This is a genomic window from Glaciecola siphonariae, assembly GCF_042652645.1.
In the GTDB taxonomy this organism is placed as follows: Bacteria; Pseudomonadota; Gammaproteobacteria; order Enterobacterales; family Alteromonadaceae; genus Glaciecola; species Glaciecola siphonariae.
Window position 1 is genome coordinate 795018 of the sequence record NZ_JBHSGU010000002.1, and the last position, 25288, is coordinate 820305.

Genomic DNA, 25288 nt, shown 5'->3' on the forward strand with positions numbered 1-25288 from the left:
ACTACTTTGAATAATCTAATTGAAAAGCTAGAACAATTTAACGCGTTTTTCTTAATTGCTCATCCTATAAAGGTTAATTTAAAGCCAGCAAGCGCCGCGGATGCAGAGCAGTCGATGGCTGAATTTGAACAATCTATGCCTTATGCGTTTCGCATCTCTTCACATATGTCAGACATAGAATCTAAAGCTCTTCGTCCGTTTCGTAGCATGGGTGAAAAGTTTGACGAACTGGTGGAGTATCTTCAGTTACAAGCTCAAAAAATGGACTTAATGATGTCGTATATCTTGCAGCAGCAAGACGAAGAAGCCTATCGGCACACAGCCGTTAAGTTTGGCGGCGGCGGCGTTGTGGTTCAGCAGTCCCATGCGGTCGAAATCGGCGAATATGCCATTATTAAACTCTTTTTAGAAAATGAAGCGGCTGCCATTTATTGTATCGCTCAAGCGATTGTGTGCGAGCAAACGCAAGATAATGAGGCGCTTTTTGAGGTGAGCTATGCCTACGTGCGCATTCGCGAAGAAGACCAAGAACTGCTGGTACGCGCCAGCCTGCACCTACAAACGGCTCAGTTGAGAAAAAACCAGAACACATAAGCCATCCCTTATAAAATTATCTGAGAACTAAACAATACATGTCTTTATTTGAACCGCGTTTAGCGATAACAAACAGCAATAGCAATATTGTTGACCATATTCGCTGGACAGGCCTACATGGCGCAAGCCGCAGTCTCGCATTGGCAAATGCCGCTGCAGCACACAATGGTCCCTTAGTGATCATCACTCAAGATACCTCTCATGCATTAATGCTTGAAAAAGAAATTAGGTTTTTCAGTGATGCAAAAGCCTTAGATGTACATCTGTTTCCCGATTGGGAGACACTGCCCTACGACGCATTTTCACCACATCAAGACATCGTATCAAAGCGACTAGAAACACTTTATTTGCTAAGTAAAAAGCAAGCCGGCGTGTTTCTCATTCCCATCAATACCTTTTTGCAGCGTCAGGCACCTGTTGAATATGTTGGGCAACATCTACTGTATTTAAATAAAGGCCAGCAGTTAGACCCTGCAGAATTTAGACGAACCCTTGAAAAAGCTGGCTATTTGCATGTGAGCCAAGTGATGTCTCACAGCGAGTTTAGCGTGCGTGGCAGCATAATCGATTTATACCCGATGGGTAGCGACCACCCTTTTCGTATCGATATGTTTGACGATGAAATAGACTCAATTCGGTATTTTGACCCCTCTTCTCAGCGCTCACTTGACGCCATTGACGAAATTCGCTTACTTCCTGCAAGAGAGTTTCCCACCGATAAAGATGCTATAAGCCGTTTTAGAAGCCAGTACCTTGACCTCTTTCCAAATGCGAATAATGCTGACCAAGAGTCTATCTTTTATCAAGTCAGTCGAGGCACAATGCCCGGCGGCGTTGAATATTATTTACCGCTATTTTTTGAGCAAACCGCCACAATATTCGATTATTTACATGAAGATAGTTTGTTTGTGTTTGATGAGCAGCTTTCTGAGGCGTCAGAGAAGTTCTGGCGGGACTTGCGCAATCGTCATGAACAGTATCAATTTAACCTTGCCCGCCCCCTACTCGCCCCCGACACTCTGTATCAACCAACCGAAGATATGCTACGCACGTTAAAAACTTGGCCGAGCATGCAATTTTCAACGAAAACCGGCAGCCCGAGCAAAGGCTTTGCCAATTATAAGTGCAATCCGATAGAAAATATCGGGATAGACATGACGGCAACGAATCCTTATCAGGCGATTCAAGCAGAGGTGAAAAAAGCCACTGCAGCCAAGGTGCCGGTATTGTTTGTTGCTGAATCAACCGGCCATAAACAAGCCTTACTCGACATTTTAGCCAAAGCAAAGATTCGCCCTCAATCTCACGCAAGCTTTGCTGCTATAAAAGATGCTAGCAACAGCGAAAGCAATATCTCCATTGTAATTGGCAGTGTAGAAGACAGTTTCATTTGCACAGATAAGGCCTCTCCTTTACTGCTGGTCACCGAAAAACAGCTTCTCGGGCATAAAGTCGCCAAACGTAAACAAAGCAAGCGCTCTGCGTCTATTGATGAAAGTGCCATTATCCGCAACCTTGCTGAGTTGTCAGAGGGTTCGCCGGTGGTTCATTTTGAACATGGCGTTGGACGCTTTATTGGACTGCAAACCTTAGATGCTGGCGGTATTACCACTGAGTACTTAACCATTGAGTACGCCAAACAAGCTAAGCTCTACGTGCCGGTGTCATCCCTGCACTTAATCAGTCGATATAGTGGTGGTGACGCTGAGCACGCTCCCTTGCACAACCTTGGGAACGATACGTGGTCTAAGGCTAAGAAAAAGGCGGCAGAAAAAGTACGGGATGTCGCCGCCCAGCTTCTTGATATTTACGCAAAGCGCGCGGCTAAGCCCGGATTCGCCTATCCTATTGACTGGAAGGAGTATCAAAGTTTTGCCGATAGTTTCCCTTACAAAGAAACCGATGATCAGGCCAGAGCCATCAATGCTGTCCTACAAGATATGGGCTCGCCAAACGCGATGGACCGCTTGGTATGCGGAGACGTTGGCTTCGGCAAAACCGAAGTAGCAATGCGCGCAGCCTACATCGCCGCCACCCATGGAAAGCAAGTTGCGATTTTAGTGCCGACCACCTTGCTCGCGCAGCAGCATTTTGAGAATTTTAAAAATCGTTTCTCTCAGTTTCCTTTGACCATTGAGGTCATGTCGCGCTTTGTGAGCGCTAAAGACCAAAAGCTGACTGCCGAACGCATTAGCGAGGGCAAGGCAGATATTGTGGTCGGAACCCATAAGCTGCTGCAAGATGATATTCAATTTAAAGACCTTGGCTTGGTGATCATTGACGAAGAGCACCGATTTGGTGTGAGACAAAAAGAGAAATTCAAAGCGCTGAGAGCCGATGTAGACATCCTTACCCTAACGGCAACCCCCATCCCGCGGACGCTGAATATGGCGCTTAGCGGCATGCGCGACTTGTCTATTATTGCCACGCCTCCTGCTAAGCGTTTGGCGGTCAAAACCTTTGTGCAAAAACGCCATGATGACGTTATAAGAGAAGCCATCATGCGTGAAATTCTGCGTGGTGGTCAGGTTTATTTTCTGCATAACGAAGTTAAAACGATTGAAAAAACCGCCCGCGAGATTGAAGAGATTGTGCCTGAAGCGCGTATCGCTATTGGCCACGGGCAAATGCGTGAGCGAGAGCTAGAAAACGTCATGAATGACTTTTACCACCAGCGTTACAATGTTTTGGTGTGCTCTACCATTATTGAAACGGGCATTGATGTGGCAACCGCCAACACCATTATTATGGACCGCGCCGATCATTTAGGCCTTGCTCAACTGCATCAATTAAGGGGTCGCGTGGGGCGTTCGCATCATCAAGCCTACGCATATTTACTCACGCCTCATCCCAAACGCATGACAAAAGACTCGGTCAAACGCTTGGAGGCGATTGCTTCACTGGAAGATTTAGGTGCAGGCTTTGCGCTTGCCACACACGACCTTGAAATACGCGGAGCGGGCGAATTATTAGGTGACGACCAATCCGGGCAAATTAATGCGGTTGGCTTTTCTTTGTATATGGAAATGCTAGAAAAGGCCGTTGAATCACTCAAAGAAGGTAAAGAGCCAAGCCTTAATGATGCCCTAGGCAAGCAAACAGAGATTGAACTGCGACTGCCTGCGCTCATCCCAGAAGATTATATTGGTGATGTGAATGTGCGTTTATCGCTTTATAAAAAATTGGCCAGTTGCCAAAATCAAGAAGATATAGATGAATATCAAATTGAACTCATAGACCGCTTTGGGCTTTTGCCTGAGCCCGCTAAAAATCTTGTTAGCTTAGCGTCGATGAAGCTTATCGCCGCGCAAATCGGCATCAGTAAAATAGAGTTTACCGAGCTAGGCGGCACCTTTGAGTTTACCCAAGACACGAAAGTTGACCCTGGTTTCTTGATTGCATTAATTCAGAAAAAGCCTCAACACTATCGTTTTGACGGGCCTCACCGCCTGCGTATTAACAAAAAAACTTCTGCTAACAAGGAACGTTTAGAATTGGTACAATCGATGTTAGAGAGACTGTTAAAGGAATGTCATGCTTAAGCCCTTTCATCAAGGTTTGAAGCGCTTTGGACTGGTATGTTCAGCAATAAGCCTGTTGCCCTTATCACTTGCTATGGCTCAAGACACGCAGTCTGACTGGTGGTTTGATGTGGAATTTATTGCCTTTAAGCGCGACCTTTTGCCTAACCACGCCGAAGACTTTGATGAAAGTGACAAAGACTTTTTCAAAGGCAAGTCTTTTGACTTATTCACCCTTGCACTTTACAAAGCTGCAAATCCGCAGCTTAATCTATTTGCCGGACTAGAGGAATGCGCACAGTTGCAACAGCCCGAACAGCCAACCGAACAGTTGCCCAGCCTGCAAATGGAGATAGCCGCAAGCACAGTGGATACGCTGACAATTGACCTTGAACGTGAACAAATAGATAGCGACAAGCCTGAACCTGCACTCGAATTCTTTATTGAGCAACAGCAGTCATGGCTTAATTTGCGACCACGAATTCCTGCACTTACCTGCATTGAATCACCCGACCAGCTTCATTATGCGGATTTTGATCGCGTGCCTACCCGCTTTTTTGCTAGCGGCCCCTCTCCTTTGGCATTTCATGGGCTGTTGAATGAAGAGCAACTTTATTTGCAGGACTTTGCTAAAAGAGTATTTGCACAACGCGATGTAAGCCCTATTTTATATACGGCTTGGCGACAGCCGGTTGTGTTTGGCGAAAACAACGCTGACTATTACCGAATATATGGTGGTGAGAAACTAGTGATAGCCTCTGAAACGCAAGATGAGGCGTCTGAGCGCGAGCTCGAGATCACCCAAACCATCACTGCTGATACTATAAATAAAAAGCTAAAAGCATTAGAAAAAGACCTAGCAGCACTCGAACAAACTAAACGAGCAAGCGATGAAGCTGAGGCTAATACTGAAGCTAAAAGTAGGAGCTCAAACGCGACCGAAGCAGAGGGTTTAATAGACCAGAACCTTATACAGGATGCTAACAAAGCGTCTGCTGGCGACACATCTGCTGATATCAACAACAGCGCACTTAATTCATCCTCAGTGCCGGCGTCCGTTGAGACTCTCATCAACAAAGCGCTGCTCGCGCAATCGCAGGTCGATAGCGGTAATGCCAGTCCAGAGACTAGTGCTCGCGCAGGCTCTCAGCTTAACGCTGCAGCGCAAGGAAATGTTGAAGGTAACAGTAGTATTGAAGATAAATCAGTGCAGTGGGAACTTGACGGTTTGTTCAAAGTGTATCTTGATTATGTGAATCGTGTACCCTACCTGCATATAGACTCAGAGTTTATGCACAAGCGAATACAGTTAGACATTGATGGCTCAGCAAGCTTACAAAGCTACCCCTCGAAACAGCGTCGCCGTATTATCAGCAAGCAGATTCATTATTTTGACCACCCCGCTTTTGGCATCATTGTAAGACTCAATCGTTACGCCCTTGAAAGACCCAACATTGATATTCAAAAAGAAGAACAGTGATATAAAACAAACGAAAGGCTGTTATGAAAATATACACGAAGCAAGGTGATGCAGGACAAACGCAAGTTTATGCAAAAGAAGTGATCAGGCTTGATAAAGACGATGCGATTTTGCAGTGCTACGGCACCTTAGATGAGCTAAATGCATGGATTGGCCTAGTCGCGGCGCAGGTAAATGAGACTGTCACCAACAATACCAACAATAATAGCCCTGCCCTAGCGCCATTTTGCGCAGAGCTTCAGCTCATTCAGCAACATATTTTCTCTATTGGCTTTGCCATTTCTGACCAAGCTAATTTAAGCGCTGATATGGTAGAGCAACTGGAGGCAAGCATTGACAACATGCAGCAACAGTTAAGGCCTCAAACTAAGTTCATCCTGCCAGGAGGGAGCATTACCGCCTCGCATGTGCATGTTGCTCGAACGGTAGCAAGACGCGCTGAACGATGCATAGTGAGCTTGTCAAAAGTGCATGATACTCAGCCCCTCGCACTTGCGTTTATCAATCGCTTGTCTGATTACCTTTTTGTATTCGCACGTTTAGTTAATCATTTGAGCGACATACCTGATGTGGAAGTTTAAAATGCGTATGCTTAAAATTTCAGTGCTTAGCATACTTGGCCTAGCACTTCTTACCGTGCTTGCAATGTACTTATACTTAGCAAGCAGTCTTCCAGACCTCGATGGACAAAAACACTCTGCACATTTATCAGCGCCGGCCAGTATTGAGCGTGACAGCCTTGGAATGGCGGTGATAAACGCTCAGTCTCAGGAAGATGCGTCGTTTCTGCTAGGATATGCCCATGCCCAAGACCGCCTTTTTCAGATGGATTTACTCAGAAAAAGTGCAGCGGGTGAGCTTTCAAGCATTGTAGGAAAAGCCGCACTAGCACGCGACAAACGAGCACGGTTTTTTCAGTTTAAGCAACGTGCGCGTATTATTGCGGATGCCCTACCTGAACATGAAAAGACGCTGCTTGAGCAATACGCAAAAGGTGTTAACACCTACATTGATGAATATGGTTCACCGGGTTTTGAGTTTGCGCTAACAGGCACGAGTATGCAGCCTTGGTCTCCTGCCGACACAATCTTGACCACATTTAGCATGTACATCGATTTGCAAAGCTCTCAAGTAGAGCGAGACTTTGAAAATACCGCCATTCGCCATGCTTTCGGGCAACAAATGCTCGACTTTATGTATCAGCCAAGTGCGTTTCAAGCCGCTATCGATTTGAGCATTGAAGAAGCACCTCGAGCAGATATCCCCATTTTGGAGCCGCGCGTATATTCGCAGGATGAAAACGCAAAGGATGAAAACGCAAAGCTTGAAAACGACAGCTACGCCAGTGACGACTTGAGCTTACCAAGCCAAGAAGAGCTGCAAGATATTGGTAGCAACAATTGGGCGGTCGCTGGCAGCTTAACCGATAGCGCAAGCGCCATGCTCAGCAGCGACATGCATCTAGGTCTTAATGTCCCGATAATTTGGTATAAAGCGCAGCTCAACTATCGTCATCAAGCAAAAGATGTATCGGTAAGTGGAGTGTCTTTACCCGGAACGCCTTTGGTCATTGCCGGCAGTAACACCCACATTGCGTGGGGCTTTACTAACTCAAATGTTGATAACGTTGATTGGGTTGAATTACCAAGTGATGAAAAAACAGAGACCGTCATCGAACGCATCGCCGTAAAAGACGGTGAAGATGAGCAATTGAGCATTGAGGTCAGTAAATATGGTCCAGTTCGCACACTAGCAGGCAAAAAGTATGCGCTTAGCTGGGTCGCTCTTCAGCGCTATGCTGTTAACATGCAGATTGCAGATATGCCTTTGCAAACAAGCACCGAAGAGGCCTTGGCGCTTGCTAAATCGGTAGCCATTCCGGTACAGAACATGGTTGTTGCCGATGCAAATGGCGATATTGCATGGCAGCTAACAGGGGCAATCACATCGCGTACTACACCTAGTTTAGCTGCGATTGAAGCACCACAATACGATAGCGCGTGGCAAGTGCAGGATGTAAAGCCCGCTTTTGTCTATCAACCTGAAATTGCGCGAGTATGGAGCGCCAATGCCCGCGTGATAAGTACAAAAGACCTAGAACGTTACGGTGACGGTGGATACGCACTTGGCGCGCGTCAACGGCAAATAGCAGACGCCCTGCTTGAGAAAAATCAGTTTAATGAGCAAGATTTTAATCAGCTTCAGCTTGATAATCGGGCTTTATTTTTGATGCCTTGGCACAATTTGCTCACTAGAACGCTAGCAGAGCAGCCACAAAAATATGCGAAAGATATCGAATTGCTCAACAAATGGCAGGCCTGTGCCTGCGCTGACTCAATTGGGTATACCTTGGTTCGTCGCTTTCGCAGTACGGTTATTAATGAGCTCATGCGCCCTATTAAAAACGAGCTTCAGCGCTATGGCGTGCCGCTTCGACATTCTATGCGTTTAATCGAAACACCGGTTTGGCAAATTATTAAAGAAAGACCAAGCGCGTGGCTACCGACTGACCAGAACAATTACACTGATTTTTTACTAGACGCCTATCAGAGCACAAAAAGCAGATTGATTGAACGCTATGACGCAAACCCAGATACATTGGCAGGCCTGGAATGGGGCACTGTAAATGCCTTAACGATTACGCATCCATTTGCATCTGCCCTAGGCCCGCTCGATTCAGTATTAAATATGGATGTTGTACCGAGCTTTGGCGATAGTTTTATGCCAGCGGTACAGGGACGCAGCTTTGGTGCATCTCAACGCCTGATTGTGCGACCTGGTAACTTAGATAAAGCAATTTTGACGATCCCGGGAGGACAGTCCATGCATCCCTTATCTAAATATTACCGTGCCGGATTTGATGAATATGCCGAGGGAGGCCTCACGCCACTTCTACCCCAAGAGATTGAGCATTCATTGTCCTTTTCACCAACTAAGTAAGGCTCAAATAATTAATGACGGGAAGTTTTGAAACCTCACAAGACGGCAATACAGTGAGGTAGGTTTTTGGCTTAACGAGAAGCCGCCATCATTTTTTGCCATTGACTCCTAGCCTGTTGCATGGCTTGTTCTTGAGTAAGCCCTTCGTCTTGTAAGCTGCGTGCGGCGGTGTCGATAAGTGCATCTCGCTTTTCTACCAACTCTTTTGACTGCTGATGAAGGCTCTCGAAAGCCGGGTAGCGAGCATATACCTGATCAACATCTCCAAACTCAAAAAATGCTTTTTCAAAATCGTTTTGATAATTAGTTTTCATGCCTTGAAAGGATAAAAACACAAGCCCCTGCTCACCTTTGAGTAAATTCATTTCAGAAGACTTTAAATTAACCTGCTCGCCTGCGTCTATCAAACGCGACTGCCACATAACAAGCGCCTCCTGGTCTTGCGCTAAAGAAGCTTGTGCCAGTGCGAGTTTTACATCATCGGCGCTAAGCAGCTCGTTTAAGCTAAGTAATGGCTGAACCTCAGATGCAGCTTGCGCTTGGCTTGAGGTTTCATGCGGCTCTGTGGATGGCTTTGAACATGCACTTAACAAACAAAAAACGCCCACTAAGAGTGAGCGTTTTGCAATGTAAAAACCATTGTGTGTAAAGCGAAGCTTGCTGATTAGACCCATTCGCACCGGCTTATTTTTCAAGCGGCACGTTTTCGACCCGACTTTTCAATTTTTGGCCGGGTCTGAAAGTTACTACCCTGCGCGCTTTAATTGGGATATCTTCGCCGGTTTTTGGATTTCTACCGGGACGCTCGTTTTTGGTACGCAAATCAAAATTACCAAAGCCGGACAACTTAACCTGCTCGCCTGCCTCTAAGCATTCTTTAATCTCTTCAAAAAAGAGTTCAACAAGGTCTTTTGCGTCTTTCTTATTTATGCCTAACTTTTCGAACAAGTGTTCAGCCATATCAGCTTTGGTTAATGCCATTTGATTAGTCTCTTAATGTTGCACTAAAGCGTTCCTGTAAATGTCTAACTACTATATCGACAGAGCTTTGGATATCTGAATCTTCTAGTGTCTTTTCAGTGCTTTGTAGCCATATTGAAATAGCCAAGCTTTTATACCCCGGTTCTATCCCTTGACCTTGATACACGTCGAATAAGTTTATGTCAACTAAATCAGATATTCCAATTTTTTCAATACTTTTTAATAGTTTACCTGTTTCTACGCTCTCAGCTACCGTAACAGCAATGTCTCGACGGTTAATTGGATACTTAGAAACTGGGCTTGCCCACGGCAATTTACGTTCAGCAATGGCAGATAACGCTAGCTCAAATGCAAACACTTGACCGCTTAGCCCTAAGCCTTTTGCATGCTGAGGATGCACAGCCCCGACAGTGCCTACACGCTCACCGTTTAACATGACATCTGCGCATTGACCTGGGTGATAGGCACTATGTTTTGCGCTTACAAAATCAAACTCGCCGGCGTTTCCAGTAAATCCAAGCAACTGCTCAACGGCTGCCTTCGCGTGGAAAAAATCGAGCGGTGTGTCGCTAATAGTCCAATGCTCTTGGTGGGTATTACCACAGAGGACACCGCCTATCATTGGCGTTTGCACGACACCTGTCGCTTCATTCGCGTTGGGCGTAAACACCAGTCCAGTCTCAAACAGTTTTATATTTAACTGCTGTCTTTTTTGATTGTATGACAGTGCATTTAACAAACCCGGCAATAAGCTCAAGCGCATAGTCGACATGTCGCTCGATATAGGATTCGGCAGCTCAAGGCCTGATACATCAGGAAACAATAAAGCCTGCTTTTTAGGGTCTACAAACGAATAAGTTATTGCCTCTACAAAGCCCTGTTGAAGCAAGGATTGCTTAATATTCGCCAGTGGTACGTCTTTCTCGACATGATCATTCATGCTTAAACGTGCAAGTGGCGCGATATTTTCAATATTGTTATATCCATAAATGCGAGCGACTTCTTCGATTAAATCCTCTTCAATCGCAATATCAAACCGATAAGAAGGTGCTTCCACGGTAAAAGTCGTATCTGTTGCCTCGACCTGCATGCCTAAGCGTTCAAGCATGTCTTTAACGCGCTTTGCCTCTATCTCTTTACCCAACACTTTTGTAAGACGCTTATGCCTCAACGTAATTTTATTTCTAAGAGGCAAATCTTCAGTCGACACGGCTTCAACCACAGGCCCGGCCTTACCGCCAACTATGCTCAATAACAAAGAGGTAGCGCGCTCCATTGCTTTTCGCTGTAAATCGGGATCAACACCACGCTCGTAGCGATGAGACGCGTCGGTGTGCAGGCTGTACTGACGAGATTTGCCTAAAATATCATCAGGATTAAAAAATGCGGACTCCAAAAATATATTCTTAGAATGTTTCGTCACGCCCGACACCAAACCACCGAAGATACCGGCCAAAGCAAGAGCTTTCGTCTCATCTGCAATAACGAGAGTGTCTGCGTTTACCTTAATGTCGTTGCCATCAAGTAAGGTAAGCGGCTCGTCTTGCTCTGCAAAGCGCACCTGAATACTTCCCTCAAGCGCGTCGTTATCAAAGGCATGCATAGGGTGTCCAAGCTCTAAAAGCACATAATTGGTGACGTCAACAACAGGGTCGATGCTGCGAACACCGCTTCTGCGCAGCTTTTCTTTCATCCACAACGGTGATGCAGCGCTCATGTCAACGCCTTCAATCACTCTTCCGAGATATCGAGGACAGGCCTTTGGAGCAAGTACATCAATATCGCGTTTAGTATCAATGCTGACATCACTGTCACTGATCACAGGCTCTGTCACATCTAATTGATTCAGCACACCAAGTTCGCGCGCCACGCCCTTCATACCAAGACAGTCTGCCCGGTTCGGGGTCAGATCAATCTCAATAATCTGATCGTTTAAATCTAAATACTCACGGAGGTCAGTGCCTATCGGTGCATCAGTCGGTAGCTCAAGAATACCTGAGTGATCCTCGCCCATACCGAGCTCAGAAAAACTGCACAACATGCCATGAGAGGGCTGACCGCGTAGTTTTGCTTTCTTAATTTTAAAATCACCCGGCAAAACTGCACCGACGACCGCAACCGCTACTTTCAGGCCTTGACGGCAGTTCGGTGCGCCGCAAACTATGTCGAGCAGCTCTTCGTCGCCTACATCGACCTTTGTTACCTGCAGTTTATCAGCATCAGGATGGGGCCCACATTCAACCACTTCTCCTACTTTTACTGAGCTAAATGCAGCGGCTACTGGTTCAACACCGTCTACTTCAAGGCCCGCCATGCTTAGCTGTTCACACAGGGCGTTTGTATCTAAAGCTGGGTTAACCCACTCTCTTAACCAAGATTCACTGAATTTCATGTCTAACTCTAATTAATTAAATTGCTTGAGAAAACGAAGGTCGTTTTCGAAAAAGGCGCGCAAATCATTTACGCCATAGCGAAGCATAGTCAAGCGTTCAACGCCCATGCCAAATGCAAAACCAGTGTAGGTTTCTGGGTCTATGTGTACGGCACGAAGTACATTCGGATGCACCATACCGCAGCCAAGCACTTCAAGCCATTGACCATTTTTTCCCATTACGTCCACCTCTGCCGACGGCTCAGTGAACGGGAAATAGGATGGACGAAAACGCACTTTCAGGTCCTCTTCAAAAAAGTGATGCAGAAAATCATGCAGAACACCTTTAAGCTCGGCAAAGCTAACGTCTGTGTCGACCATTAGCCCTTCAACCTGGTGAAACATCGGGGTATGGGTTTGGTCATAATCATTTCGATAAACACGCCCCGGTGAAATGATCCGAAGTGGTGGCTTTTGAGCTTCCATGGTACGAATTTGCACGCCAGATGTTTGTGTGCGCAGCATCACATCAGGGTTGAAATAAAACGTATCATGGTCGGCGCGAGCAGGATGATTTTTAGGAATGTTCAGAGCGTCGAAATTGTGAAAGCCATCTTCTACTTCTGGACCTGTTTTTACCGAAAATCCGATGTCGGCAAAATAAGCCTCTATTCTCTCAATGGTGCGACTTACAGGATGAAGATTGCCCGGTGTAATTGCTCTACCGGGTAAGGTAACATCTACAGATTCGGCGGCTAATTTGGCGTTTAACTCGGCTTCTTTTAATGCCTTGATTTTTCCGTTAACAAGCGTTTGTATTTCTTGTTTAACCACGTTAATTTTTTGCCCCGCAGCAGGCCTTTCCTCTGCAGAAAGCTGACCAAGCCCTTTCATTAAATCGGTCACTTTTCCTTTTTTACCCATAAAAGCGACACGTACTGCGTCTAGTTCAGCGGGCGTCTGAGCGTTGTCGACAGCCACTTGGGCTTCGCGAATTATGGCTTCTAAGTCCATCCTATCCTCTTATTTCGGGCAATATACTAACTGAATTGGCATGCTTATGATGATAAAGCGTGTGAACCGCGTATTTTACACAAGTTTTACTGCTTTTAGATAGGTTTCTGCAAATTAATCTAACAGCGCTCGGACCTGCTCTCGCTCGTCAAGTACAAATAAGAGCGCTAAATCTCCCGGCACAAGACGCGAAATAGTGGCTTGAGCGCCAGCCTCTGGGCTCGATGCAGACACTATTTGGGTCTTGTCTATGCCTCTAGACAATAGAGCATCTGTCACAATGGTCGATACCTCGCCTAATTGCCTACCGCGCAAATAATGCTCAATCTCAGCAAGCACATAACGATTGGCACTGAAAGCTGTCACCGCATGAGTAACATCAATGATGTCTTGATTTGAACGGTCTCCGGCATGACTAAACATCACATGCTTTTGCATATTTGGATGCTCGTGCTGCATTTGAGCGGCCAGCTTATTCGCCATGTCGATAACCGCCTGCATACTGTGAGTGTTATGCGCAAAATCGACTATCACAGTTGCGCCATTATACTGGTATAGGTTGCCTCGCCCGGGGTTGTCGCTTGCGTCTTTAGCAAACTCTTTCAGCCCCTTTTCAACGGCCTCATCGGCTATAGACATTGCCTTACATAGGCCAATTACGCCTAAGGCGTTTTGCACATTGTGCAGCGCACTGCCCATTAGCGTCATGGGCATATCTTGGATGTGCCCGAAATGTGTTATCTGATGATTATGAGCATAGTGCAAACAATCGTTTTGAAGATATACACAAGGCTCTCCTTGCGCCAAGGCGTTTACAATAGATGGATGGTGAGCGTCAGTACTAAACCAACAAATATTGAGCTCTTGTGTCAGCGCCTGACCTGCGGCCAGTAAGCGTTCATCATCCGCATTTAGCACCAACACCGAGGTCAATGCCTCATCATTTCTGCCCTTATCAGAAACACAGCTTTCATGCTTATTTTTAGCACGCATCGCTTTTGCGACGAGCATTTTTACCTGCGTTATATCGTCAAGCGTATTAATACCATACTGACCTAGGTGGTCACTAGCAATGTTCGTAATCAAGGCCGCGTTGGCATAATTAAGGGGTAAGCCCCTACGCAGTAAGCCACCTCTGGCCACCTCTAAAAAGGCAATGTCGGCGCGGGGGTCACGCAGTAACATTCGCGCACCGCCGGGACCGGAATAGTCGCCTTGGTCAATAACATCATCTCCGACTTTTATGAAGTCAGTGGATGTGAGCCCCGCCGTCAAGCCTGCTGATGACGCTATCTGAGCGGCCAAGCGCACGCTAGTTGACTTACCATTGGTACCTGTTATTAAAGCGACGGGGATTTTTGAAAACCCATCATAGTCAATCGATTGCGGCGATGGTAAGGAATCTAGCGGCCAGCATTGAGTGCTTTTCCCACTGCCAAGACTCAGGTCATCATCATCGACTAAACACAACACAGAATGTTGTGCGGCGCGCTGCATTAAGCTTAGCAGTTCGGGCCTTCTTTCAGTTTTAATCTGCATGTTTATTTGCGCAATTCGTGCGCTAAAATCAACCGGATTCGATTTTTGTTGTTCGTCGGTTAGCATCAAATTTTCAACGCAAAGCTCCCATGCCAACTCAAGTAAATCACATGTACCATAGAGCATATCAACACTTGCAGGCACCGCAAAGCTTGCGCCTCCTTGATAAAACCGACAGTAGCTTGTCGCTGAGACTTCGATATCTAGATGTTCAACACAACGACGCAAGTGATGCTGCCACTGACCGTACACGAGTTGTGGGTCTGCATCATCAAATAACACGTCGATGATGGCACCGGCGCTGTCCATCAATAAATTAGGACCGGTAAGTCTTCTCACATCGTCTAAGTGAAACGCCATATTCATTGCCCGTTAAATGTATATTTCTATCTTTTAGCTTCATAAATTCACAGAAACTAAAAACGTCTAATCAGACTCTTCATCACGTTCCACTACGATGTGAACGCCGCGCTCATCATGCACAATTCTTTGCCCTTCACCTAGCTCAAATTTATTTTCAACTGGGGCGTATAGTTTTTCAGGGAAGTCTTGTGAGGGCTGGATATCAGCGGTATCGGGATCAGCAGAGTGGTCACTGTTAAAGTGCACAATTTGCTTCCAACAGCGCGTGATGTTGTCGCCTAAAATAATCAGCAAATCGCCGGGCATACAGCTTTTGAGCCCTGCCTCTACAGCGTCTCTTTCACTGGGAATAAGCATAATGTCATCTTCAGCGACGCCTTTGGCCATCAGCGTTTCTTTTAAGAGCCTTGGCACTTCATCGTGCTCACGCCCGCGCCTATCGTCGTCCGCTTTACAAATGTAGCTGTCAAACGTGCCCGCAACAATGCTAGCAGCCTGTTGAATATCCTCATCGCGCCTATCTCCAGGCATTGCCATCACTATGCGCCGCTTTCCCTTTACCTCTAGGCGTGAGGCAAGACTAGCAATCGTGCTAATTGCAGCAGGATTGTGTGCATAGTCTAAAATCACTTTAAAAGGATGTTCGTCGAAAATATTTAAGCGCCCTGGGGCTTGATAAAAAGAGGTATTAAATATTCTCAGCCCCTGTCGAATATCTTCAAGGGACGTGTCAAAGCTATACGCTATGGCTGTTGCGAACATCGCATTTTGTACGTTATGCGTGGCTTTACCTTCTATCGTTGCAGGAATGAGATGCGTCCACAGTAAGGGAATGTGCGCGCCTTTGTCGTAAATCGTGATCATGTCGCCGTTAATGCCCTTTTCTAACACAACGGCCATTCCGCCTTCACGAATGTGCGCGCGCACTAAGCCATGGCCAGGGTCGGTGGTGACATAACAGATTTGTTTCGCCTGACAAAACTCGGCCATTTGCAAACAGTGAATGTCATCTGCATTTAACACCACACAGTCTGTTGCCACCTCTACGACCACGCGCTTAATTTGCGCTAGTTGTTCTAGCGTGTCTATGCCGCGCTGCCCTAAATGGTCGGCCGAAATATTTAAGCAAGCTCCGACATTACACGAGGTATAACCAAGACCACGTTTAACAATACCGCCACGGGCGGTTTCCATAATCGCAAAGTCTACACTTGGGTCTCGCAGCACAATTTGTGCAGAAGTCGGGCCGGTCATATCGCCTTTTACAGTCAAGTGTCCGTCAATATAAACACCGTCAGTTGACGTCATTCCGGTCGTAAAACCCGCTGATTTCATAATGCTAGCCAACATACGCGACGTTGTTGTTTTACCGTTGGTACCGGTAATGCCCGCAACCGGTATGCGAGCCTTGCTGCCAGCAGGAAATAACATATCCATGACTTTTCCGGCTACGTCTCTAGGCTTACCCTCACTTGGAGATACGTGCATTCTGAAACCTGGCGCGGCATTGCATTCGCAAATACCGCCGCCGATTTCTTTATACGATTTGCTAATATCTTCGGTCAAAAAGTCAACGCCGCCGATATCCAAACCAATCGCCTTGATAGCCCTGACTGCCATTGCTCTATTATCTGGATGAACGATATCGGTTACATCAATCGCAGTGCCGCCCGTCGACAGATTCGCTGTTGAGCGAAGATAGAATATCTGGCCATCTTCCAGCACGCTATCTTCGTCAAGCTCGGCTTCATCCATTAGACGTTTTGCCTGATGATCTAACTCTAAGCGCGTTAGCACCTTTTCGTGTCCTACGCCGCGCCGCGGGTCTTGGTTTACCTGTTCGACGAGCTGTGCGATAGTGCTTCTTCCATCGCCCACCACATGACCAGGTACGCGTTTAGCTACGGCTACTAGTTCATCATTGACTACCAGCATGCGGTGGTCGTAACCGCTTAAAAAACTCTCTACTAATACTGCTCGGCTTGTACCGTGCTTTTGCGCTTCATGAAACGCGGTAATCACCTCATCATCACTCATTAAATTTATGCTTACGCCCCGACCATGATTCGCATTAAGTGGCTTAAGCACAACCGGATAGCCAATGCGTTTTGCTGCTCTAACTGCTTGTTTATCGCTATAAATCATGAGCTGCTGGGGAACAGGTAAACCCAAATCATTGAGCAAATTATGCGTATCTTCTTTATCGCAGGATATTTCGACCGCGATATGTTTGGTTTCACTGGTAATGGTCGCTTGTATTCGCTGCTGATACTTACCGTGACCAAACTGAACGAGACTGTAGTTGTTTAAACGCAGCCATGGTATGTCGCGCTCCTCGGCAGCCGCCACTAAGGAAGCAGTGCTCGGTCCGAATTCCTTGCGCTGCGCCATTTTAATAAAGTCAGTGAGCTCTTGTGCAAAATCAAATTCTGCATCTATGTCAGCGCCTATCGCTTTTTGCACACTCTCTGGCATCAAATGCGTTAACAGTTTGAGCCCTAATGTGCCGGCCTCTAACCCGACATCACGCTGATGGTATTGGTAAACGACGTAATAACAGCCTTTATCTTGCAAGCTACGCGTGCGGCCAAACGTAACGGAGGAGCCGGCTAAGTTTTGTAACTCAATGGCAACGTGCTCCCAAATATGACCTATCCAAGTGCCCTCGTCTTCCAACAATCGCCTAACAAAGCCGCCTTCTTCTCCATACGAGCAACCATGTTTTTGTAATGATGGGATGGCCTTAAGCAGTCCGTCTGTAAACCCTTTGCCAAGCTTTACCGAAGGCCAGTTTTCTAGCTCGCCAATGTCAATTTGGTAGCAAATTACCGGAAAGTTTGCGTAGACGTTCGGTCCTACATAGACGTTTTTGCTTAAAATTTTCATGTACATGCACCAATATTGTGATTATTTTGGATTGAGAATATCTTGTATAGTTACCCGCGTGTGCTGCTTTGCTTGTTATGCTTTAGTTGTTCTGCTTTAGTCGTTCTGACTTTATCGTTTTGATTTTATCGTTCTGCGTTAACTGCGTCTTGGCGCTGATGCTCTATTTGACGTAGGCTTTACGCTCTGAAATATCAAAACGTCCGCCGCTTGCCAATATATGCAGCTTAACGTTGAGCAGCGTAAGCGCGTCGCCTGTCCGTGCTTCGGCCATAGATGAATACTCTATATCGCTTGGGTCTACCACTGTTATTGCGCCACTACCTACAGTCGTAAATACATTATTATGATCAATAAACGCTGCGGTATCTTCATCTAGCCCGATGCCAATTAAAAACGGATTGTAGCTTACTGCCGAGAGCAAGCGCGCCAAACGATTACGCTGATTAAAGTGTTGGTCAACCACAATCGTGTTGATTAAGCCCATACCGGGTGCAAGGTTAACGCCGTCTTCTGTTGGCACGATACCGGTATTGCCACCTGTGATCATATGTTGCGACACAATCGCTGCACCTGCTGATGTGCCAGCATAATGGACGCCCTGTGCATTGAGTTGACGAATAGCCCTTGCGATTGGGGTTCCGCCAAGTATGGTAGATAATCTTAGCTGATTCCCGCCAGTGACAAAAATGCCCGTGCTTTTTTCAAGTGTTTTTACATAACTCGGATTTTGTGCGTCTGCTCGCTCAGTAATGGGCAAAGAAAAGGATTTTTTTACGCCAATATCGTCAAAGATTTTTTGATAACGCGCCCCGGTATCATCGAGTTGAGATGCAGTTGGAATCACAGTAATCACTCCGTCTTCACCACCACACAGTGCTACAAATTTCGCCAGTATTTCTGGATTGTCTAATTTTTCTTCGGCGCCGCCAATGGGGATGACATACCCGCGTTGGGTCCCTGCTATATTCGGTGATGGCATAATAGTTACTCGAACGTTCCTTTTATAATCTGTTTTTGATGACGAACATGCCACTGCCCCATGGCCATAACATGTTCAATTCGTTTTTCTTTGTTAAAAATGAGTAGGTCGGCGTCAGCGCCTTTACACAAGCGTCCTTTTTGATGAAAGTTCATTAATTGAGCAACGTTGCGTGTAAAAAATGGCAAGAAGGCATCAAGTTTCTCTCCTGCATCAAGCAAGGCATAAAACACCTCAGTTAAAGACGAAGAATCAGCGAAGCTCATGTGTTTGAGGCTGCCATCTTGATGAAAATCCGGTAGGCATCCGCCGCCGTCAGAACTGATAGTTAACTTGTCTTGAGGAAGGTCTTGATGCATATATCTTAGCAATGCCTCAGGTGGCTCATAACCTACATCACCGGTTTCAAAAGCGGTAACGTCGACCCAACAACCGCGCTTTGCTAGCTCACACGCCTCTTCAAATAGGGGTTTACGGCGGTTTATATGCGTAGGATTGTAGGTGCGCGCTGGAATTTCAGCGGTTTGTAATGCCTCTGTGACCAAACTCAAGCCACGCTCACCGTCACCTAAATGTAAGTGCAACATACCCGCCTTACCCGTCATTAAACGAGCAACGTGTGCCTCAGAAGCAATTTTTAACAATTCATTTAAGGTGGGCTGACTAGAGCGATGGTCGCTTATAGCAAGCTCGCCCACCCCGATTATCGGCTCAATAAATACGATGTCTGATTTCACAGAGCCCGTTAGGGTGGTAAGCGGCAAATGATAACCACCGGTATAGCAATACGCTGAGAAACCTTCTTCTCTTAAACCATAAACCTGAGCAACCATCGATTCAGTGTTTTTAGTCAAATCATCAGTGCCGAGCAAACCAACCGCAGTTGTTACTCCTGCTCGGGTAAATCTACTCAAAGGCACTGGAGGCACTCGCGTAGAAAATCCGGCCTCCCCGCCGCCGCCCGTTAGGTGGGTATGACCATCAATAAAACCCGGCGTCACGATGCAACCGTCGGCATCTATTACGTCGTGCTCGACGCTCAGTTCTGGTACTTCAGTGCCAACATATACAATTTTGTCGCCGGCAACGAGTAAATGTTGAAAGCCCTCTTTTTGTGGACTGTAAAGGTCTGCATTTTTAATTATGGTGATCAAATCTATATTGCTCTATTTAAAATTGATTAGCATCGCGCACGATTTTCTTGTCACTCTATCATCTTATTGCGTAACTCATATCAAATTATGCGCTATTATGTACCGAGGTAAAACAGGATATGTGAATTACGCCTTGAGTGTTAACAAAATAGCAGATTGCTCGCGTGGTGACTTGCAAAATTGCTTCAGACCATGCCGATTAAAGGAGATTTCTCAAGTTTATGCTAGATGTGCGCGCGGTTAGTCAATGAAAATACCCAAACAGCTTCAACCATTGTTAGAGGACGGCTTAATTGACGAGGTACTCTATCAATTAATGAGCGGAAAAGAAGCGACCGTGTATGTGGTGAAGAGCCAAGGCAGTATATGTTGTGCCAAAGCCTATAAAGACGTAATGAAGCGAAGCTTCAAAAAAGCTGCGCAGTACCAAGAAGGACGCAAAGTAAAAAACTCTCGCCGAGCAAGAGCAATGGAGAAAGGCTCAAGCTTTGGCCGCAAGCAATTAGAAGATGCATGGCAAAACGCCGAAGTGGATGCCCTATTCACTTTGGCAAAGGCAGGCGTACGAGTACCCCAACCATACGGCTGCTATGATGGTGTGCTGTTAATGGAATTAATCACCAACGAAGAAGGCGATGTTGCGCCGCGTTTAAACGATGTAGAAATGTCGAGTGAGCAAGCCCTTGATGACCACGCACAAATGATGCACTACGTGAAGCTTATGCTGTGTGCCGGAATTGTGCATGGCGATTTATCGGAATTTAACGTGCTCGTAGATGATTACGGCCCTGTCATCATCGACCTGCCGCAAGCAGTGAATGCTGCCGCTAACAACAATGCTTTTGAGATGTTGCAGCGCGATGTTCGCAACATCACCGACTATTATGCCCAATTTGCCGACGAACTTAAGCAAACGCTGTATGCAGAAGAAATGTGGGCACTGTTTGAAGCTGCCAAATTAAGCCCTGAAACCGAATTGACCGGCTATTTTGAGGTAGACACCCGCGAGGCCGATGTTGACACGGTATTAGAAGAAATCAAAGCCGCCTTTGCCGAAGAGCAAGCAAGGCAGGAGCGCATGCGAGAGGCAGGTGACGAATAGTAAACAAATTATTTTGTTAGCTGCTCTGCTTTGCGCAGCATAATATTGCGGTAGGTATCTACCCAATATCTGCCTTTATTTGCCACCAAGTAGTCTAATAACTTGGCATGTTCGGCCTTGGTAACTGATAAATAGTCGCCCCCAACACCGTGGAACAACACGTTAATCAGCTTTACGTTGGCCGGCTGCTGCTCAATAAATCTTATGATGTCTTCTGCATTTATCTCAGAGGGCGCAATCAATGCAGCAAAGCTGGCGGCATCAGTGCTCTTTACGCCCAAAAATAAGTCTTTTACCGCATCTACGTAGTTACCATCGTTGGCGAGTTGATCAAAACATGGTGGCGTGAATGTTCTTTGCTTTTGGCCGTCTAGTGCCATTAGCAAAGTATTGGCGACTTTCACTTCTTTGACCATATCGTGAACCGTTTTACTGTCTAGCGCATTCATGGGGCTTACCCAATCTCTATCGGGTTTTGACCTTGAACAGGCATGATGCAAAGTATGATTGCCCAGTTCGTGTCCTTGCGCAGCCAACATACGCCATTCGTCTAATCGATTGGTGAAAGCGTCAGACGTGGGTACAACATAGAAAGAAGCTTTGAGACCGCGCTGGTTTAATGCAGGTAATGCAGTGTCTAATTGACTATCAAGCGCATCGTCATAAGAAAGGCTAATGGCTATTGTTTCGCCCTGTGGCCATATTTGCGTGTCGTCTCCTATGCAAAAGAAGCTACAGCTAAACACTATCACCGAAAAAAACACTTTTGAGCATTTCATAAACTAAGTTCGTCCTTTAAGCAATCTTCGCCGCTATGCCTTGATGCTAACAACAAAAACCAAAAAAGCGAGCTTCCTGCTCGCTTTTTCGAAAAGAACTTAAACTATTGTTGATAGTTTACGCTAACGCGCCTTTTGCTGCTTCTACTAATGCAGTAAAAGCGGCTTTGTCGTGTACTGCGATGTCAGCAAGGATTTTACGATCGATTTCAACAGAGGCTTTTTTCAAGCCGTTGATGAAACGCGAATAGCTCATTCCATTTTGACGTGCAGCCGCGTTAATACGTGCAATCCATAATTGACGGAATTGACGCTTACGCTGACGACGGTCGCGATATGCATATTGACCTGCTTTAGTTACCGCCTGGACCGCTACGCGATACACACGACTACGAGCACCGTAGTAACCTTTAGCTTGTTTTAATACTTTTTTATGACGTGCGCGTGCTACCACGCCGCGTTTTACTCTAGCCATTTTTCAGTCTCCTAAGTCTAAGGTTATACGTATGGCAACATACGTTGGATAAGGGCGGTATCATTTACATGAACCAACTTCTTACCACGTAGATGACGCTTACGCTTAGTGCTTTTCTTGGTCAAAATGTGACGCAAGTGAGACTGTTTGCTTTTAAAACGACCAGAACCCGTTTTGCGAAAACGCTTAAGGGCACCGCTGTTTGATTTCATTTTAGGCATTGCTAAAACTCCGCATTGTTAATAAACCCCAAACCATTTGCAGTAAGTGTGGGTGTTAAAATTTGCAGCAAGGTGTTTTAAGTTGTGCAGACTTAAAAACTTTAGACCGTTACTACTTCTTATGTGGGGCGAGCACCATGATCATCTGTCTGCCTTCTACCCTATGTGGGAAAGACTCGCAGTTAGCAATGTCTTCTAAGTCGCCTTTAACGCGATTTAAAAGTTCAATGCCAATCTCTTGGTGAGCCATTTCACGACCACGAAAACGTATCGTTACTTTAGCTTTATCTCCACCCTCTAGAAAGCGACGCAGGTTGCGCAGTTTTACCTGGTAATCGCCTTCATCAGTGCCAGGGCGAAACTTAATCTCCTTGACCTGAATTTGCTTTTGTTTCTTTTTCTGCTCTTTTTGGGCCTTGCTCTTTTCGAACAAGAATTTCCCATAGTCCATGATTTTACAGACCGGGGGAGCCGCATTAGGGCTAACTTCAACGAGATCTACACCAGCGGCTTCAGCCTGTGCCAGTGCCTCGGTGATGGATACCACTCCAGCTTGTGAGCCATCTGCAGCGACCAATCGTACTTCATTTACCGTAATTTCTTCGTTAATCCGAGCTTTATCGCTCTGAGCTTTATTAGCAGCGCCTTTAATTTGACATTCCTCCAAGAACATTAAAATGTGTCGTGAATGCGTGCCTAACCATTAGACCGCTCCACGAATCGCAGTATTATACCTATTCTTACGCGCAGTGCTATTGAATTTTTTTAGATTTAATATCATCTAGCACATGTGCTGTAAAATCATTGATACTCATTACGCCTAAATCGACGCCTTTTCGAGTACGCACGGCCACTTCACCGGATTCTTTTTCTTTATCGCCCACCACGAGCAAATACGGGACTTTTTTCATGGTGTGTTCACGAATCTTAAAGCCGATTTTTTCATTTCGAACGTCTGCTTTAACGCGCACCCCCGCCGCTTTAAGGCTTTTTACTACCGAAGCAACGTACGCAGACTGGCTGTCAGTAATATTCGCTACCACCACTTGGGTGGGCGCAAGCCAAGTCGGGAAGGCGCCAGCAAATTCTTCTGTGAGTATGCCGATAAAACGCTCTAATGAGCCCAAAATAGCTCGGTGAATCATCACCGGCACTTTTCGTTCACCGTCTTCGGCTACATATGTTGAACCTAGGCGGCCTGGCATCGAAAAGTCAAGCTGCACGGTGCCGCACTGCCACGCGCGGTCAAGGCAATCATGCAGAGTAAATTCAATTTTAGGCCCGTAAAATGCGCCCTCACCCGGCAAATATTGAAATTCGATATCACTGGCTTTTAAGGCATCTGCGAGGGCTTTTTCAGATTTATCCCAAATTTCGTCTGAGCCAACACGCTTTTCTGGGCGCGTTGATAATTTCACTGCGATTTTGTCAAACCCAAAGGTTGAGTAGGTATCGTAAACCATCTTAATGCAGTCACTGACTTCATCAAGAATCTGTTCTTCTGTACAAAATACGTGTGCATCGTCTTGAGTGAATCCGCGAACGCGCATCAATCCGTGCAGCGCACCGGAGGGTTCATTTCTGTGACAACAGCCAAACTCCGCCATTTTAAGAGGCAGGTCGCGGTAAGACTTCAAACCTTGGTTAAATATCTGAACATGCCCAGGACAGTTCATAGGTTTAATGGCGTACTCACGCTTCTCAGACTCGGTGGTAAACATGTTTTCGGCATATTTATCCCAATGCCCCGACTTCTCCCACAACGAACGGTCCATCATCAATGGACCCTTTACCTCATCGTATTCATAGTCGTGTAGCTTGGAGCGAATAAACTGTTCCAATTCGGTATAAATCGTCCAGCCGTCGTTATGCCAAAACACCATGCCCGGCGCTTCTTCTTGCCAATGGAACAAATCAAGCGTTTTACCAATTTTTCGATGATCTCGCTTTTCTGCTTCTTCCAGTCGATTTAAGTAAGCTTTAAGCTGTTTTTTATCTGCCCATGCAGTACCGTAAATTCGTTGAAGCATTTTGTTATCTGAATCGCCGCGCCAGTATGCACCGGCTACCTTCATTAATTTAAAATGCTGACAAAAACGCATGTTCGGTACGTGCGGGCCGCGGCACATATCTATATATTCTTCGTGATGATATAAACCTGGCTTATCGTCTTTTGCGATATTCTCATCTAAAATTTGAATTTTATAGCTCTCACCGCGGGCAACAAATGCCTCACGAGCCTCTTCCCAGCTCACTTTCTTTTTTACGACGTCGTAATTAGTTTTTGCAAGTTCTAACATGCGCTTTTCAATTTTTGCCAGCGCGTCTTCGTTTAATGGCTCGTCTAGGTCTACGTCATAATAAAACCCATTATCGATAGTAGGGCCAATGGCCATTTTTACGTCGGGATATAGCTGCTTTATTGCATGCCCAATAAGGTGAGCACAGCTATGACGAATAATCTCCAAGCCTTCTTCATCTCTGGCAGTAATGATTTGCAAGCTGGCGTCGTCGTCAATCATATCGACGGCGTCTGCTAATTCACCGTTGATTTTTCCGGCGATAGTCGCTTTTGCAAGTCCAGGACCAATGTCGTTGGCCACATCTAAAATGCTAACAGGATTGTCGAAAGTACGTTGACTTCCGTCAGGGAGTGTAATTACAGGCATGATGTTCCTTTATTCAGTGGTGACACAAACCAAGCGCCACTTGATATTTTTTTGGATAAAGTGCGTAGATAAACTTAGGCGTTAAAAACTGAGTGAATTATAACGATATGGGATAAGCACTTGCAATGCTTAAGCCAAGAGATTGCCAGATAAATACCGCCTAAGTTTTATTCAGCAGCAATTTGCGCAACATAACTCACTAAAAATGGACAATATG

At 46.0% G+C, this 25288-nt stretch carries 19 protein-coding genes; 6 read left to right on the forward strand and 13 right to left on the reverse strand.

The window, feature by feature from the left end:
* Positions 1 to 6: 6 nt before the first annotated feature.
* Genes ACFO4O_RS05055 through ACFO4O_RS05075 form a run of 5 tightly spaced genes read left to right on the forward strand, consistent with a single transcriptional unit; the run spans position 7 to position 8535 of the window.
* Entirely contained in the window at positions 7 to 594 is a 588-nt protein-coding gene (locus tag ACFO4O_RS05055; RefSeq protein WP_382406265.1) for a PilZ domain-containing protein, read from the forward strand.
* Between the two features lie 38 nt (positions 595 to 632).
* Positions 633 to 4136: a transcription-repair coupling factor gene (gene mfd, locus ACFO4O_RS05060; protein ID WP_382406266.1), complete on the forward strand. Its 3504-nt coding sequence runs from the start codon at positions 633 to 635 to the stop codon at positions 4134 to 4136.
* Positions 4129 to 5595 (forward strand): CsiV family protein, encoded by a 1467-nt coding sequence (locus ACFO4O_RS05065; RefSeq protein WP_382406267.1) that lies wholly within the window; start codon positions 4129 to 4131, stop codon positions 5593 to 5595. Before mfd ends, ACFO4O_RS05065 begins: the two co-directional genes overlap by 8 nt.
* A 23-nt stretch (positions 5596 to 5618) precedes the next feature.
* On the forward strand, positions 5619 to 6176 hold the full coding sequence (locus ACFO4O_RS05070; protein ID WP_382406268.1) for a cob(I)yrinic acid a,c-diamide adenosyltransferase: 558 nt from the start codon (positions 5619 to 5621) through the stop codon (positions 6174 to 6176).
* Position 6177: 1 nt separating this feature from the next.
* Positions 6178 to 8535, forward strand: coding sequence for a penicillin acylase family protein (locus ACFO4O_RS05075; RefSeq protein WP_382406269.1), 2358 nt, complete (start codon positions 6178 to 6180; stop codon positions 8533 to 8535).
* A gap of 71 nt (positions 8536 to 8606) precedes the next feature.
* On the opposite strand, the gene ACFO4O_RS05080 is transcribed toward ACFO4O_RS05075, so the two are convergent.
* The 8 genes from ACFO4O_RS05080 to iadA form a co-directional block, all read right to left on the reverse strand.
* The gene (locus ACFO4O_RS05080; protein ID WP_382406270.1) at positions 8607 to 9209 is read right to left on the reverse strand and encodes a hypothetical protein; all 603 of its coding nucleotides are present in this window, start codon (positions 9207 to 9209) and stop codon (positions 8607 to 8609) included.
* A gap of 10 nt (positions 9210 to 9219) precedes the next feature.
* The gene (locus tag ACFO4O_RS05085; protein WP_382406271.1) at positions 9220 to 9516 is read right to left on the reverse strand and encodes an integration host factor subunit alpha; all 297 of its coding nucleotides are present in this window, start codon (positions 9514 to 9516) and stop codon (positions 9220 to 9222) included.
* Positions 9517 to 9520: 4 nt separating this feature from the next.
* The gene (gene pheT, locus ACFO4O_RS05090; protein ID WP_382406272.1) at positions 9521 to 11908 is read right to left on the reverse strand and encodes a phenylalanine--tRNA ligase subunit beta; all 2388 of its coding nucleotides are present in this window, start codon (positions 11906 to 11908) and stop codon (positions 9521 to 9523) included.
* Positions 11909 to 11920: 12 nt separating this feature from the next.
* A complete protein-coding gene (pheS, locus tag ACFO4O_RS05095) occupies positions 11921 to 12901 on the reverse strand; it encodes a phenylalanine--tRNA ligase subunit alpha (RefSeq protein WP_382406273.1) in 981 nt (326 codons plus the stop codon).
* A 114-nt stretch (positions 12902 to 13015) separates the two neighbouring features.
* On the reverse strand, positions 13016 to 14800 hold the full coding sequence (locus ACFO4O_RS05100; protein WP_382406274.1) for a Mur ligase family protein: 1785 nt from the start codon (positions 14798 to 14800) through the stop codon (positions 13016 to 13018).
* A 66-nt stretch (positions 14801 to 14866) separates the two neighbouring features.
* Positions 14867 to 17689: a cyanophycin synthetase gene (cphA, locus tag ACFO4O_RS05105; protein WP_382406275.1), complete on the reverse strand. Its 2823-nt coding sequence runs from the start codon at positions 17687 to 17689 to the stop codon at positions 14867 to 14869.
* A 163-nt stretch (positions 17690 to 17852) separates the two neighbouring features.
* On the reverse strand, positions 17853 to 18671 hold the full coding sequence (locus tag ACFO4O_RS05110; RefSeq protein WP_382406276.1) for a cyanophycinase: 819 nt from the start codon (positions 18669 to 18671) through the stop codon (positions 17853 to 17855).
* Positions 18672 to 18676: 5 nt separating this feature from the next.
* Entirely contained in the window at positions 18677 to 19825 is a 1149-nt protein-coding gene (gene iadA, locus ACFO4O_RS05115) for a beta-aspartyl-peptidase (RefSeq protein WP_382406277.1), read from the reverse strand.
* A gap of 247 nt (positions 19826 to 20072) precedes the next feature.
* On the opposite strand from iadA, the gene ACFO4O_RS05120 reads away from it, so the two are divergent.
* Positions 20073 to 20927 (forward strand): PA4780 family RIO1-like protein kinase, encoded by an 855-nt coding sequence (locus tag ACFO4O_RS05120; protein WP_382406278.1) that lies wholly within the window; start codon positions 20073 to 20075, stop codon positions 20925 to 20927.
* Positions 20928 to 20935: 8 nt separating this feature from the next.
* On the opposite strand, the gene ACFO4O_RS05125 is transcribed toward ACFO4O_RS05120, so the two are convergent.
* The 5 genes from ACFO4O_RS05125 to thrS all read right to left on the reverse strand — a co-directional run bounded on the left by ACFO4O_RS05125 (position 20936) and on the right by thrS (position 25071).
* Complete coding sequence (locus ACFO4O_RS05125) at positions 20936 to 21706, reverse strand: polysaccharide deacetylase family protein (protein WP_382406279.1); 771 nt, start codon at positions 21704 to 21706, stop codon at positions 20936 to 20938.
* A gap of 118 nt (positions 21707 to 21824) precedes the next feature.
* Positions 21825 to 22181, reverse strand: a complete 357-nt coding sequence (gene rplT, locus ACFO4O_RS05130; protein ID WP_382406280.1) for a 50S ribosomal protein L20 — start codon at positions 22179 to 22181, stop codon at positions 21825 to 21827.
* 23 nt (positions 22182 to 22204) lie between these two features.
* Positions 22205 to 22402 carry a 50S ribosomal protein L35 gene (gene rpmI, locus ACFO4O_RS05135; RefSeq protein ID WP_382406281.1) on the reverse strand — a complete coding sequence of 66 codons (198 nt, stop codon included), beginning with the start codon at positions 22400 to 22402 and terminating at the stop codon, positions 22205 to 22207.
* A 112-nt stretch (positions 22403 to 22514) separates the two neighbouring features.
* Entirely contained in the window at positions 22515 to 23075 is a 561-nt protein-coding gene (infC, locus tag ACFO4O_RS05140) for a translation initiation factor IF-3 (protein ID WP_382406282.1), read from the reverse strand.
* 79 nt (positions 23076 to 23154) lie between these two features.
* Positions 23155 to 25071, reverse strand: a complete 1917-nt coding sequence (gene thrS, locus ACFO4O_RS05145) for a threonine--tRNA ligase (RefSeq protein ID WP_382406283.1) — start codon at positions 25069 to 25071, stop codon at positions 23155 to 23157.
* Positions 25072 to 25288 lie beyond the last annotated feature (217 nt).